This window comes from Pedobacter miscanthi, assembly GCF_032678605.1.
Lineage (GTDB): Bacteria > Bacteroidota > Bacteroidia > Sphingobacteriales > Sphingobacteriaceae > Pedobacter > Pedobacter miscanthi_A.
In genome coordinates this window covers 45264-58438 of record NZ_JAVTSU010000022.1, presented here as the reverse complement: position 1 = coordinate 58438, position 13175 = coordinate 45264, and the positions used below count along the sequence as shown (strand labels likewise).

Here is a 13175-nt window from a genome sequence, read left to right as displayed (position 1 = left end):
TGGCAAAAATATCATCCCGTTTCTCTTCATCCTGAACCACTTAATAAATCCCGATCAAAACTCCATCTTCGTTAACACAACAGACTTAAAATATTTTAATATACTGATTATCAAACACTGATAATCAAAAATTAAACATTTGAATTGCCCCTTTGTTATCATAATCAGTTCTTTCCATTGCTCATTTAATTCCTAATAGTGCTAAAAATTTCATTTTAGAAATCTGCCCGGTCGAAAGTTTCGTAAATAGCGAAAGAACATTTAAAAAATTATCCCTTTTTATGGAAGATGTATTGGCGTTAAAGACAAAGAATGTTGCCGGGAATATCAGAAAGATTAGAGAATACAGAGATTATACTCAAGATTACCTGGCGGCAAAATTAAAAATATCTCAAAATGCTTATAGCAAAATTGAGCTCGGTTACAGCAAATTAACAATCGACCGCTTATTTCAGATTGCAGCAATTTTAGAAGTTGAGGTATCACACTTATTAACCCTTAACCACAGTGATTTAATCAAAATTATTGCGGATGACGAGAACAGGGCAGCGGCGGCAATTTAACCGGCGCTGTTGATATCATTTTTTTATACCTGCAGATAATTCCAATACCTTTGGAAAAAATTAAGGATTATGCAGGCTACCATTCAGAAAACCATCGATTTTGTTAAAGAAACCTTAGCCCATGCTGAGGCAGGGCATGATTGGTTTCATATTGAGCGCGTTTTTAAAACCGCTCAAACCATCAATCAGCAAGAAAATGGCGATGAACTTGTGGTGGCCTTTGCCGCATTACTGCATGATATTGCCGATCCTAAGTTTAACAATGGCGACGAAGAACTGGGACCCAATATGGCCGCTTCGTTCTTAACAACCCTCGCAGTAGATGCAGATATTATTGAACATGTTAAGTTGATCATTCAGCACATGTCGTTCAAAAACAGCTTTGATGGCACTGGCTTTACTTCAAAAGAAATGCAGATTGTACAGGATGCCGACCGCTTAGATGCGATTGGAGCAATTGGTATTGCCAGGGCCTTTACCTATGGTGGATTTAAAAACAGGGTACTGTACGATCCGGCCATTAAACCAGAAGAACACCTCAATAAGGAAAGCTATAAAAATACCTCCGCCCCTACCATTAATCACTTTTACGAAAAACTGCTCCTTTTAAAGGATATGATGAATACCGGTGCCGGTAAAACGATAGCGGCAGAAAGGCATAATTTTATGCTGCAGTACCTCGAACAGTTTTATAAAGAATGGGAAGGCAGGTAAACAGGCAGTTGACCCTGTTAAAAATTACCTAATTATAAGTATTTCAGCAAGCTTTTTCAGCACATACCTTTAGCGGATTGCGTTTTTATTCCGGAAACGAATAGATTAATTGGATTTATTTACTAATATTTTTAGCTATATAGCTATATTTGTTAGCAAATACTACCCTATGTCTGATCGAATTCGTGAAAAGCTGAACATTCTTGCTGACGCCGCTAAATATGATGTTTCTTGTTCATCAAGCGGCGGCACAAGAAAAAATACCAATAAAGGCCTGGGCGATAGCCACTCCTCCGGCATTTGCCACACTTACACTGAAGATGGCCGTTGCGTTTCGCTGCTAAAAATCCTGCTCACCAACCATTGTATATACGATTGCCTGTTTTGCGTTTCAAGAAAGAGTAACGACATTAAACGTGCAGCTTTTACGGTAGATGAAGTGGTAGAACTGACCATGAATTTTTACCGCCGCAATTACATTGAAGGCTTGTTTTTAAGTTCGGGGATTTTTAAAAATGCCGATTTTACCATGGAACGTTTGCTCCTGGTTGTAAAAAAACTTCGCCTGGAGCAGAATTATAATGGTTATATCCACCTTAAAACTATTCCGGGTGCCAGCGACGAGCTGATTAAAGAAGCCGGCCTTTATGCCGACCGGATGAGCATCAACCTTGAAATGCCAACCGAAGCAGGCTTAAAACTTTTGGCTCCTGAAAAAAGCCACGCGGACGTAATTAAACCACTTGCATTTGTGCAACAACAGATTAGTCAATTTTCGGCAGATAAAAAACTGATCAAACATATCCCCAAATTTGTACCGGCAGGGCAAAGCACACAGATGGTAATCGGTGCCACACCCGAAAGTGATAAGGATATTATGTACACTGCCAATACTTTTTATAAAAATTTTGCCTTAAAAAGGGTGTATTATTCGGGTTATGTGCCCATTAGTAACGATACACGGATGCCCGTTTTGGGCACGCAGCCACCATTATTAAGGGAAAACCGCTTGTACCAAACAGATTGGCTGATGCGCTTTTACGGTTTTAAAGTGCAGGAAATTTTAAATGATGCCAATCCAAACCTCGATGTGGATATCGATCCGAAATTAAGCTGGGCCATTCGCAATATGCAGCATTTCCCTGTAGATATTAATACGGCCGACTATAAAATGATTCTCCGCATTCCGGGTATTGGGGTAATGTCGGCTCAAAAAATTGTACAGGCCCGTAAGTTTGGCAAATTAAGGATCGATCAGTTAAAAAAAATTGGCGTAGCATATAATCGGGCCAAACATTTTATCACCTGTTTAGATAGTCCATATCAGTTAAAAGATTATCAGGGTACGCAGATTAAGGCTTTTATTCTGGCGGAAAGCCAGAGTAAATATTTAAAAACGGATAGTAACCAAATGATATTATTTTAAAGCGCTGTCATTCTGAACGCAGTGAAGAATCTTTTTAATATTTGAGCAGTTTTAGGGTTCCATTTTTCATCCCCTGGGAATTCTTCACTGTGTTCAGAATGACAATTTAACGAGAAAGTTAATGACCTACATTTTCGATGGCTCTTTACAAGGACTTTTAACCTCCGTTTTCGAATGGTTTGAGCGTAAGCCTGGAAAAGCTGTGCTAAAATCAATCGAAATTTTTCAGCCAGAAGCCTTTGTAGAAAGTTTTACCGTAACCACTGATGCAGAAAAAGCAGATCGGGTATGGGCGGGATTACAAAAGAAACTTAAAAAAGATTGGCTGCGTAAATTCTATTGTAGTTACCTCTCCGAAATTCCGGAAGTTTATAACCACCTTTTTCAGTTTAGCATTTATATTTTCCGTAATCAACAGGGGGCAGAAAGTAATTATGGCAATGAGCATGTAATTGCGCTTGCTAAATATGCCAAAAGTGTAGAGCGGGAAAAACACCGGATGGAGGCCTTTATCCGCTTTCAAAAAACGGGTGATGGGATTTTTTATGCCAGTATCGATCCCGATTTTAACGTGCTGCCTTTGATATCCGATCACTTCAAAAATCGCTATGCCGATCAGCAATGGGTAATTTATGATTTGAAAAGAAAATATGGCTTACATTATAATTTAACATCAGTTGAAGAAATTACCATTAGTTTTAGCCACGGCATAAATAAGCAAAACCCAGCCCCGGCTTTAATGGATGAAGGTGAAACGTTATATGCAACACTTTGGAAAGATTATTTTAAAAGCGCCAATATTGTTGCAAGGAAAAACACCAAACTGCATGTGCAGCATGTACCCAAAAGGTATTGGAAATATTTAACGGAAAAGGCGATATAAAAAGGTCGTCATTGCGGGGGAGGAACGGCGAAGCAATCTTACAACAATCGCTATAACCATTATTTAAGATTGCTTCGTCGACTGAAAAAGTCTCCCCGCAATGACGAGCAAGAGATAAAATCTGGCTCAAAATTTAAAAACTTACTGCCATGCTGACACCTACATTCTCCATTCGTGTAAAAAGATTGACAGTTTGGTGAAAATTTGTCCCTCAAAACCTCTTGGCACAAAAAGTGTTAAATGTATGCATAGTTAAAAAACTTAAAATCAAAATAAAAAATAATAAAAGTTATGGCGTTAAACCTTAAACCAATTGCTGGCAGTTCGAACAGAGTAATAGTTGAACCGGCTGCGGCAGAAGAAAAAACTGCATCGGGTTTGTATATCCCTGATACTGCTAAAGAAAAACCATCTAAAGGAACTGTAGTTTCTGTGTCTGAAGAAGATTCTGAAGGTAAAAAAGCGAGCGTAAAAGTTGGAGATGTTGTAATTTATGGTAAATACGGTGGTACCGAATTTCCTTACGAAGGCAAAGATTACCTGATCATGCGTGAAACCGATATTTACGCGGTTGTAGGGTAAGATTGAAATGTTACAACGTTGAAACGTTGTAATGTTCATATAAATCGGAGGATTGAAATATTTCAACCTTCCAACATTAAAACATTAAAACAAATCTTAAAATGTCAAAACAAGTAAAATATAACGTAGAAGCACGCGATGCCCTGAAAAGAGGTGTTGATATTCTTGCAAATGCAGTAAAAGTAACTTTAGGTCCGAAAGGCCGTAACGTAATCATCGATAAAAAATTCGGTTCACCAGCAATCACCAAAGATGGTGTTACTGTGGCTAAAGAAATCGAATTGAAAGATGCGGTTGAGAACATGGGTGCTCAAATGGTTAAAGAAGTAGCTTCAAAAACAGCTGATATTGCTGGTGATGGTACTACTACTGCTACTGTATTGGCTCAGGCTATTATTACTACTGGTATTAAAAACGTTGCTGCTGGGGCAAATCCAATGGATTTAAAACGTGGTATTGATAAAGCGGTTGCTGCTGTTGTAGAAAACTTAAAATCTCAATCACAAGCAGTTGGTGATGATAACAATAAAATTAAACAAGTTGCCTCTATCTCGGCAAATAACGACGAGGTAATCGGTTCGTTAATTGCTGAAGCAATGAGCAAAGTGGGTAAAGATGGTGTAATTACTGTTGAAGAAGCAAAAGGTACTGAAACTGAAGTAAAAACTGTTGAAGGTATGCAATTTGACAGGGGTTATTTATCTCCATATTTTGTGACCAATGCAGATAAAATGGAAGCTGAATTAGAAAACCCTTACATTTTAATCTACGACAAAAAAATCAGCAACATGAAAGAATTGTTGCCTGTTTTAGAAAAAACTGTTCAAACTGGCAAACCATTGGTAATTATTTCTGAAGATTTAGATGGCGAAGCTTTAGCTACTTTGGTTGTAAACAAAATCCGTGGTTCGTTGAAAGTTGTTGCTGTTAAAGCTCCAGGTTTTGGCGACAGAAGAAAAGCAATGTTAGAAGACATCGCAATCTTAACGGGTGGTATCGTAGTATCAGAAGAAAGAGGTTATAAATTAGAAAATGCTGATTTAACTTATTTAGGTTCTGCTGAGAAAGTTGTTGTTGATAAAGACAATACAACTGTAATTAACGGTGCTGGTAATTCAGAAGATATTAAATCTCGTGTAAGCCAGATTAAATCTCAGATCGAAACTACTACATCTGATTATGATAAAGAAAAATTACAAGAGCGTTTAGCTAAATTAGCTGGCGGTGTTGCAGTTCTTTACGTTGGTGCAGCCAGTGAGGTTGAAATGAAAGAGAAAAAAGATCGTGTTGATGATGCTTTACATGCAACCCGTGCGGCTGTAGAAGAAGGTATTGTTGCTGGTGGTGGTGTTGCTTTCATCCGTGCGGTTGAAGCTTTAGCTGACCTAAAAGGTGCTAACGAAGATGAAAATACTGGTATCCAGATCATCCGTCGTGCTATTGAAGAACCATTACGTCAAATTTGCGAAAACGCAGGTATTGAAGGTTCTATCGTAGTTCAGAAAGTTAAAGAAGGTAAAGCCGATTTCGGTTATAATGCCCGTACTGATGTTTACGAAAACTTAATTGGTGCAGGTGTTATCGATCCAACTAAAGTAAGTCGTGTTGCATTAGAAAACGCAGCATCAATTGCAGCGATGTTATTAACTACCGAAGTTGTTTTAGCAGACGAACCAGAAGAAGGTGGTGCTGCAATGCCTCCAATGGGCGGCGGCGGTATGGGCGGTATGATGTAATATCACTCCCATAGCGAAATCATTTCGTGTAAAAATATTCCCCGGGTGCCTAAAGGCATCCGGGGTTTTTTATGCCCTCTGCTTACCAAAAACGAAACTTAAGCACTTTGTAACCTGCTCATTTAGTTGATATTGGTGTAAAATTTTATGAGATGTAAAGCAAAAATTACGTTCTTTGCTCCTGAATATTTATTGACGCGTCTTAGGTCCGGTACTCACTTCTGAGCATAGGTTAAAGCAGGTTCAAAACAACGCTTCCCAGAACGCAATAAAATCATTCCCTAGTGTTAGAGATTTATGAAGATTCGTTGTAAAAGGAAATGGCTTTCTTTTGTCCTGTTTTTTGGGGCATTTTTGTTCACGTCAAATGTTTTCGGGCAGGTAAGCATTGGTACGGTAGATCCAGGACCGTTTACCCCCGGCAGTACCATCGCCGTTCCTTTTACAGTACCCGCAAGCTGTATTTCGCAAGGGAATCAGTTTCAGCTGTACTTATCAGATCAAAATGGAAATTTTGGTGCCGAAACACTCATCGGTACATACACAGGCTTTTACAGCACATACATCAACGGTTTACTTCCGGCCGGCCTTACCCCTGGCACAGGTTATCGGGTGAGGGTAAAAACCACCACTCCAACTTCGGTAAGTGCCGCTTCTACCCCTTTTGAGGTTAAAACCGGGGCGGCTGTTGAAGCCAAGCTGACTTCAAACTATTTAAACAATAACAATAAGGAAACTTTTGGCACCTGTACCAGTAAGCCTAATAATTCTTTTTTGATCAGCAACGAATCTACAGCAAACAGCATTGTTACGGCAACAGTAACCGATGAAGGAAGCGGCGGAGGCACAACTTCAATGTCTTTCCCTACATCGATACAAAGTTTTACCGCGCAACAATCACATTACACCATTTATACTAAAGCTGTAATGCCCGATGGTACCGTGGCCACCAAAGCCTATTTACTAATCAATAACAAAACCATTACCGCTTTTGCCAATACAGGGAATACTGTGGTATGTTTGCCCTTAGGAGCCTTAACATTCAATGTGGATGTAACATCAGGAGCAGGGATTCAAAATAACTTCCCTGGCGATATTTACACCATTACCTGGGGAGACCAAACCACAACCACCTATACGCTCTGCGAAATCATTGCCAACGGTGGTATTGTTGCACATTCCTATATAAAATCTTCCTGCGGGAGTGTCTCAACTTCAAGTGCAGGTACCATTTTTAATGCCTTTGATGTTTCTATCAATGTATCCAATCCTTTTTGCGGAATAATCGGCACACCGGTTTCATCTTCGGCAAAAGTAGTGGTAAAACCGATAAACTCTTTTACTTTTAATACCCCGGGCTGTACCAATGCAGATATTACCTTTGTAAATACTTCTACTCTTGGCGAAAATCCAAATACCAATACCTTAGGCTGTACACCCAATGAGGTAACTTATAACTGGTATGTTGATAATGCACCGGTTAAGGCAAACCAACCAAGATCTTACAGTCTTGTGTATAAATTTCTTACACATGGCGAACATACCATCCGGTTAGAATCTAACAGTTCGGGCGCTTGTAATGCCGATCCGGTAGAGATGAAAATCTGTATCCAGGATCCGCCAAAACCAATATTTAACATCATACCAAGCACCATCTGTTCTGGAACAACCTTAAAACCAACCGATCTTTCCGTAAAAGATAACATCTGCGATGCGGCCAATAATTATTTCTGGTCGGTTACACCTGCAGTGGGTTTTGCAGCGGGCACTAGCGCAACGAGTAAAGAGCCGCAATTCAATTTTACCAACCCCGGTTCTTATACCATCACTTTAAGTATCAGTACGCCATCTTGTGGCCCGGTTGTAAGCCTGCCGCAAACCGTGATTGTTAATTCAAGTCCTTTAGCTACACTTTCACCTGATATCACATTATGTAACCTTGCTACTTACGACTTTAACAACACCACAACCGGACCAACCAAAACCACCATCAGCGGAACTTCGAAAGATTTACCCGATACCTACACCTGGACAGTTATCCCGTCAGGAACTGGTACTTACAGCTTTACCAGTGGTACTACAGCAAATTCTAAATTCCCATCTATAAAATTCGATAATTACGATACATATACGGTAACGGTTGTACACAAAAACAACTGTGGAACTGCCACTGATACGCAGGTATTAACTTTCAGCACAGCCCCTGTGGTTAATGCAGGGCCAGACCAAAGCATCTGTTTTAACGATCCCGGTTTTACCTTAAGCGGCACCATAACCGGAGCCACTACCACACAAACCTGGATAGGTGGTTTAGGAACATTTACCCCGAACAACCACGATTTAAATGCCGTTTACACCCCAACTGCTGCCGAAAAAAGAGCTGGAATAGTTACTTTAAAACTGAGGGTAACTACTGCACTGGCGGCTCCATGTAACCAGATAGATGATGATGTTATCTTAAAAATTAAACCCGATATCAGTTTAACCAGCGCAGGAACCAAAACCATCTGTACCGGAAATAGTGTTGCCTATACACCAAATTCGGCAATTGCAGGCGTTACCTACACCTGGACGGCTACCGGAACAGCAACCGGTTTTACGGCTAACGGAATCGGAAACATTAATGACGTACTTACCAATACCGACCTTAATGCTGATGCCAGCATAACTTATATCATTACACCGCATTTTGATGGCTGCGATGGCACGCCGTTTAATTTAGTGGTTACCGTTAAACCGAATCCGATTGTTACGGCAACTCCAGACCATACCATTTGTAATAAAACATCATCAGCCATTACCTTATCAACTAATTTAACCAGTGTAAATTATACCTATACCAGTGTCGTAACCGGCAGCATAACCGGTAATAGTAACCGAACAACTGCATCAGCAGGAACACAGATTATTGATATTTTAACCAACTCAGGTACTACCTCGGGTACGGTAACTTATACCATTACACCGGTATCTTCGAACGGCTGTCCGGGGGTACCAACAACTGTTACCATTACTGTACTGCCAAGTGCCACATTAGCCAACGCAGGTGCCGATGAAGCCATTTGTAATGCCGCTACTTATACCTTAAAAGGAAATAGCCCCATAGTAGGTACGGGCAAATGGGCCATTGTTTCGGCCCCAACTGCAATAACTTTTACAGATGATACACAGGCAACGACTGATTTAACCGGATTACAACCTGGCAATACTTATGTTTTACGGTGGACCATTAAAGATGCGGGTTGCTCTACATCTGCCGATGATGTACAAATTACCGTTAACCCTTTAAGCATTGGCGGAACCACGGCTGGCGATGTAGATGTATGTGCAGGCGCCAATGGCGGTAACATTACGTTAACCGGACAGGTTGGCAATATTGTGCGCTGGGAACGTTCTATTGATAATGGTGTAACATGGTCTACCCTTACCTCAACGGCCAATCCCTTTGTTTTTTCTAACCTGGCCATTACCACCAAATACCGTGCGGTAGTGCAAAGTGGTGGCTGTGCCGAAGCCATATCAACGGTAACTACCATTACGGTAAATCCTGGAACGGTTGCAGCAAATGCAGGTTCGGATCAGAATTTATGTAGCGGCAATGGCATTACCTTAAACGGAAATAATCCTGCTCCAAACAGTGGCTTATGGACGTTGGTATCAGCACAAACAGGTATTACGATAACAAATCCTACTTTATACAATACCACCGTGACGGGTTTAGTTCCCGGGCAAATGTATACCTTCAGGTGGACGATTTCTGGTTTTAACGGCTGTCCGCCATCTGTGGATGAAGTAGCGGTTACCTATTATCCACCGGTTACCAATAATATCAATCCTGTAACGGCCCCGATCTGTGCTGGCCAGAGTATAACCATTACAGGCGATACCCCAACAGGCGGTACAGGTACTTTTGCTTACCAATGGCAGAGCAGTGCTGATGGAAATACCTGGACAAACGTTGCAACTGCAACCAACAAAGATTTAACCTTAACCGTAAACTTATCAACCTATTTCAGGCGGTTGGTAAACAGTACGATTTGTACCTCGATTAGTAATTCGATACAGGTTACCGTTTTACCGGGTTTAACCAATAATAGTATTTCTGCCGATCAAACGATTTGTATCGGCTCAGCAGCTACTTCTTTAACTGGTAGCACACCAAGCGGAGGTAGTGGTACTTATACTTATCAATGGCAATCGAGTACAAATGGAACCACCTTTACCGATGTCTTAAGTGCAACAGGTGTTAGCTTTACGCCACCAATACCTGCTGCAACTATTTATTACAGGCGTTCGGTAACCAGTGGTGCCTGCAGCAATAATTTAAGTAATCAGGTTAAAATAACAGTTAATCCACCTGCACTGGCCGAATTAAACTATACTAAAAATATTGATTGTGCTCCTTTTAAACTTGAGGCAACTAACATTACTGCTACCTTACATCTGGATCGCAATGCCATTTATACCTGGTTTGCCAATGGTACCCAGATTGGTGTAGGTCCAACTTTCCCGGGTTATACCATCGTTAATGGAAATGAAAGCGTAACCATCAAATTGGTGGTAACCAGCAGCCTGGGCTGTAACCCTGACGAGAAGAGCGAAGTTTTCAGCACACGACCAATAGTTGACCCATCTTTTACCGCAAGTACGACAGAAGGATGTGGCCCGCTTAGCGTAACTTTTACCAATACCACAACACCACTTTCCGGAGCCACATACAATTGGAATTTCGACAATGGAGTATCCTCAACATTGCCACAACCAGCAGCGCAGACTTTTCAACCCGACCCCACAGGGAAAGACAAAACTTACAACGTTACCTTAGAAACCACCACACCCTGTGGGCCGCCGATTATTAAAACAGTAACCATTATTGTACATGCAAAACCTGTTGCCATATTTTCTCCTGATAAAACTACGGGATGTTCTGATTTACTGGTAAACTTTATCAACACCGGACCGGAAAGCGCAGGCACCACCTATACCTACGATTTTGGGGACGGTAACATTTCAGATCCTATTCCCGATAGAAGAACAATCAGCCATACTTTTAAAACCTTGGAGGTAAAAGATTTTGTAGTAAAAATGACGGCGAAGAATAGCTGTGGTGAGGCAAATGCAATCCCGGTCATCATCAGGGTTTCGCCTAATAATATTATACCCGCACTGGTGGTAAACGGCAATGAGAAAAGAGGCTGCGCCCCCTGGACCGTAAATTTTTTAAATAATACCAGCGGGGCAAGTCGTTTCGTTTATACCATTACCAATGAAGATTCAGGAGATGCACCGATCCAACTCCCTACCAATAGTACAGGCGTTTTTCCTTACACTTTTTTGAAACCTGGAAGATATACCATCAGGTTAGATGCCGAAAATGATTGTTCAAAAAACTTCGCAACTGAAACCGTAACGGTGCTCGCTCAACCTACGGCGGGCTTCAGTGCCGATCAAACCGTTGGCTGTACTAACCTTGTTGTTAAATTTAAAAACACCAGTACTGGTGCCATCGGTTATACCTGGGATTTCGGTGATGGTTCGCCGGTTTCAAATGAGTTTGAGCCGCTGCACACCTATACAGGCTCTGGCAGCAACTATGCGGTAAAATTAACAACCACTAATGCAGAAGGTTGTAGGAATACTACCTCTATGGCCAACTTCATCAACATTGTAGCCCCACCGGTAGCTACCTTTACCGTAACCCCGGGCAATGAAGTATCCATTCCGAATTATTCATTTGCCTTTAAGGATATCAGCACCGATGCGGTAAGCTGGCTTTGGACTTTTGGCGATGGAGCCGTGTCTACCTTGCAAAACCCAAATCATACCTATGCCAATGAGGGTGCTTACACGGTTACCCTTAAAGTGTTGAACAAAGAGGGCTGTTCTTCTACTATTTTTCAATCGGTGAGGATTATTGGCGTACCGGGCTTTTTGAACATTCCAAATTCATTTATACCGGCCAGCTCGAAAAACGAAATCAAAGTATTTAAGGCCAAAGGGCGCGGTATAAAAGAGTGGCAGATGTCTATTTTTAACAAATGGGGCCAGCTATTGTGGGAAACCACCAAACTGGATGACGGCTCGCCTTTAGAGGGTTGGGACGGAACTTACAATGGCCAGGACCAGCCGCAGGGCGTTTATTACTGGAAAGTAGATATAAAATTTATTAATGGCAGCGACTGGAAAGGCATGACTTACGATTCATCCCCTCCAAGAAAAACGGGCGTAATATATTTAATAAGATGATGAGGAGAAGGATAATATTATTTTTGTTTTGGGTGTTGCCACTCATTTCGTTGGCGCAGGACCACATTTATTCGCAGTTTTACAATGCCCCGATTTATTTAAATCCGGCTTTAACAGGCCAGTTTGAGGGCGACCTCAGGTTTAATGCGCTGTACCGCAACCAATGGACGGGGCTGGCTAGCGATTATTCGTACATGACCGCTTCAGGAGACCTTAATTTAAAGAGATTAAACAGCGGTATTGGAATCATTTTTAACCGCAGCAGCGAGGGTACCGCTTACCTGGTAAAAAATAATATTGCGGTAAGTTATTCTTATATCATCGGCGGAGATGATTTTGCCCTGTCTTTCGGCTTGCAGGGAGGCATTACTAACCAGAAATTAAACTGGGACAAGCTTGTTTTTGGTGATCAGATCGATATTAGTACCGGTTATATTCCCGGGAGTATTTCGGGTGCCGAACGCCCGAGTATCGATAGCCGGTATTATTTCGACGCCAATGCCGGGGCCAATCTGGTAGTAGGCAAATTCATGCTGGGGCTGGCTACCCATCACCTTAACCGCCCGGACGAATCCTTATCGGGTTTTCAGGCAAAACTGCCGATGCGTATTTCAGCAAATTTAAGTTACAAGCTTACCTTGGTGCCTGATGAATATGATCGGGACGGGAATTACCTCATTCCTTCCATTGTGGCCTATAGACAAGGCAATGTAAGCTCATACAGTGCAGGCATGCAGTATAAATATGCAGGCATAAATGCAGGTATCTGGTACCGCAACGATGGAAATTCGAATGGAAATGATGCCATTGTTTTTTCGGTGATCTTCGATATTTTTAACAGACGGACCAATGGCGAAAAATTCAGATTAGGCATCAGTCATGATGCTACCATATCGAAAATTAATTACTCCAATACAGGCGGAACATCTGAAATTGGTGTGGGTTACGAAAAATATTTTCCAAATAGTTCCAATGGTGGTCGTGCAAATGGCCTAAGATGTTATGATTTTTATTAATTTGCCTTT

8 protein-coding genes are annotated in these 13175 nt (G+C 41.3%); all 8 read left to right on the top strand.

What is annotated here, in order from left to right:
* The first annotated feature begins 281 nt into the window (after positions 1-281).
* Positions 282-563: a helix-turn-helix domain-containing protein gene (locus R2R28_RS24900; RefSeq protein WP_025141802.1), complete on the top strand. Its 282-nt coding sequence runs from the start codon at positions 282-284 to the stop codon at positions 561-563.
* 69 nt (positions 564-632) lie between these two features.
* Positions 633-1277, top strand: coding sequence for an HD domain-containing protein (locus tag R2R28_RS24895; protein WP_316828365.1), 645 nt, complete (start codon positions 633-635; stop codon positions 1275-1277).
* A gap of 169 nt (positions 1278-1446) precedes the next feature.
* Positions 1447-2703 carry a putative DNA modification/repair radical SAM protein gene (locus R2R28_RS24890; protein ID WP_316828364.1) on the top strand — a complete coding sequence of 419 codons (1257 nt, stop codon included), beginning with the start codon at positions 1447-1449 and terminating at the stop codon, positions 2701-2703.
* Positions 2704-2824: 121 nt separating this feature from the next.
* Positions 2825-3586 (top strand): TIGR03915 family putative DNA repair protein, encoded by a 762-nt coding sequence (locus R2R28_RS24885; RefSeq protein WP_316828363.1) that lies wholly within the window; start codon positions 2825-2827, stop codon positions 3584-3586.
* 291 nt (positions 3587-3877) lie between these two features.
* On the top strand, positions 3878-4168 hold the full coding sequence (groES, locus tag R2R28_RS24880; RefSeq protein ID WP_025141798.1) for a co-chaperone GroES: 291 nt from the start codon (positions 3878-3880) through the stop codon (positions 4166-4168).
* A gap of 101 nt (positions 4169-4269) precedes the next feature.
* On the top strand, positions 4270-5904 hold the full coding sequence (gene groL, locus R2R28_RS24875) for a chaperonin GroEL (RefSeq protein WP_316828362.1): 1635 nt from the start codon (positions 4270-4272) through the stop codon (positions 5902-5904).
* Positions 5905-6201: 297 nt separating this feature from the next.
* Positions 6202-12150, top strand: coding sequence for a PKD domain-containing protein (locus tag R2R28_RS24870; RefSeq protein ID WP_316828361.1), 5949 nt, complete (start codon positions 6202-6204; stop codon positions 12148-12150).
* Entirely contained in the window at positions 12147-13166 is a 1020-nt protein-coding gene (locus R2R28_RS24865) for a PorP/SprF family type IX secretion system membrane protein (protein WP_316828360.1), read from the top strand. Before R2R28_RS24870 ends, R2R28_RS24865 begins: the two co-directional genes overlap by 4 nt.
* Positions 13167-13175 lie beyond the last annotated feature (9 nt).

Excerpts from the sequence above, each read along its gene's own strand:
- R2R28_RS24900 (WP_025141802.1), top strand. The coding sequence starts at position 282 with ATGGAAGATGTATTGGCGTTAAAGACAAAGAATGTTGCCGGGAATATC.
- R2R28_RS24895 (WP_316828365.1), top strand. The coding sequence starts at position 633 with ATGCAGGCTACCATTCAGAAAACCATCGATTTTGTTAAAGAAACCTTA.
- R2R28_RS24890 (WP_316828364.1), top strand. The coding sequence starts at position 1,447 with ATGTCTGATCGAATTCGTGAAAAGCTGAACATTCTTGCTGACGCCGCT.
- R2R28_RS24885 (WP_316828363.1), top strand. The coding sequence starts at position 2,825 with ATGACCTACATTTTCGATGGCTCTTTACAAGGACTTTTAACCTCCGTT.
- groES (WP_025141798.1), top strand. The coding sequence starts at position 3,878 with ATGGCGTTAAACCTTAAACCAATTGCTGGCAGTTCGAACAGAGTAATA.
- groL (WP_316828362.1), top strand. The coding sequence starts at position 4,270 with ATGTCAAAACAAGTAAAATATAACGTAGAAGCACGCGATGCCCTGAAA.
- R2R28_RS24870 (WP_316828361.1), top strand. The coding sequence starts at position 6,202 with ATGAAGATTCGTTGTAAAAGGAAATGGCTTTCTTTTGTCCTGTTTTTT.
- R2R28_RS24865 (WP_316828360.1), top strand. The coding sequence starts at position 12,147 with ATGATGAGGAGAAGGATAATATTATTTTTGTTTTGGGTGTTGCCACTC.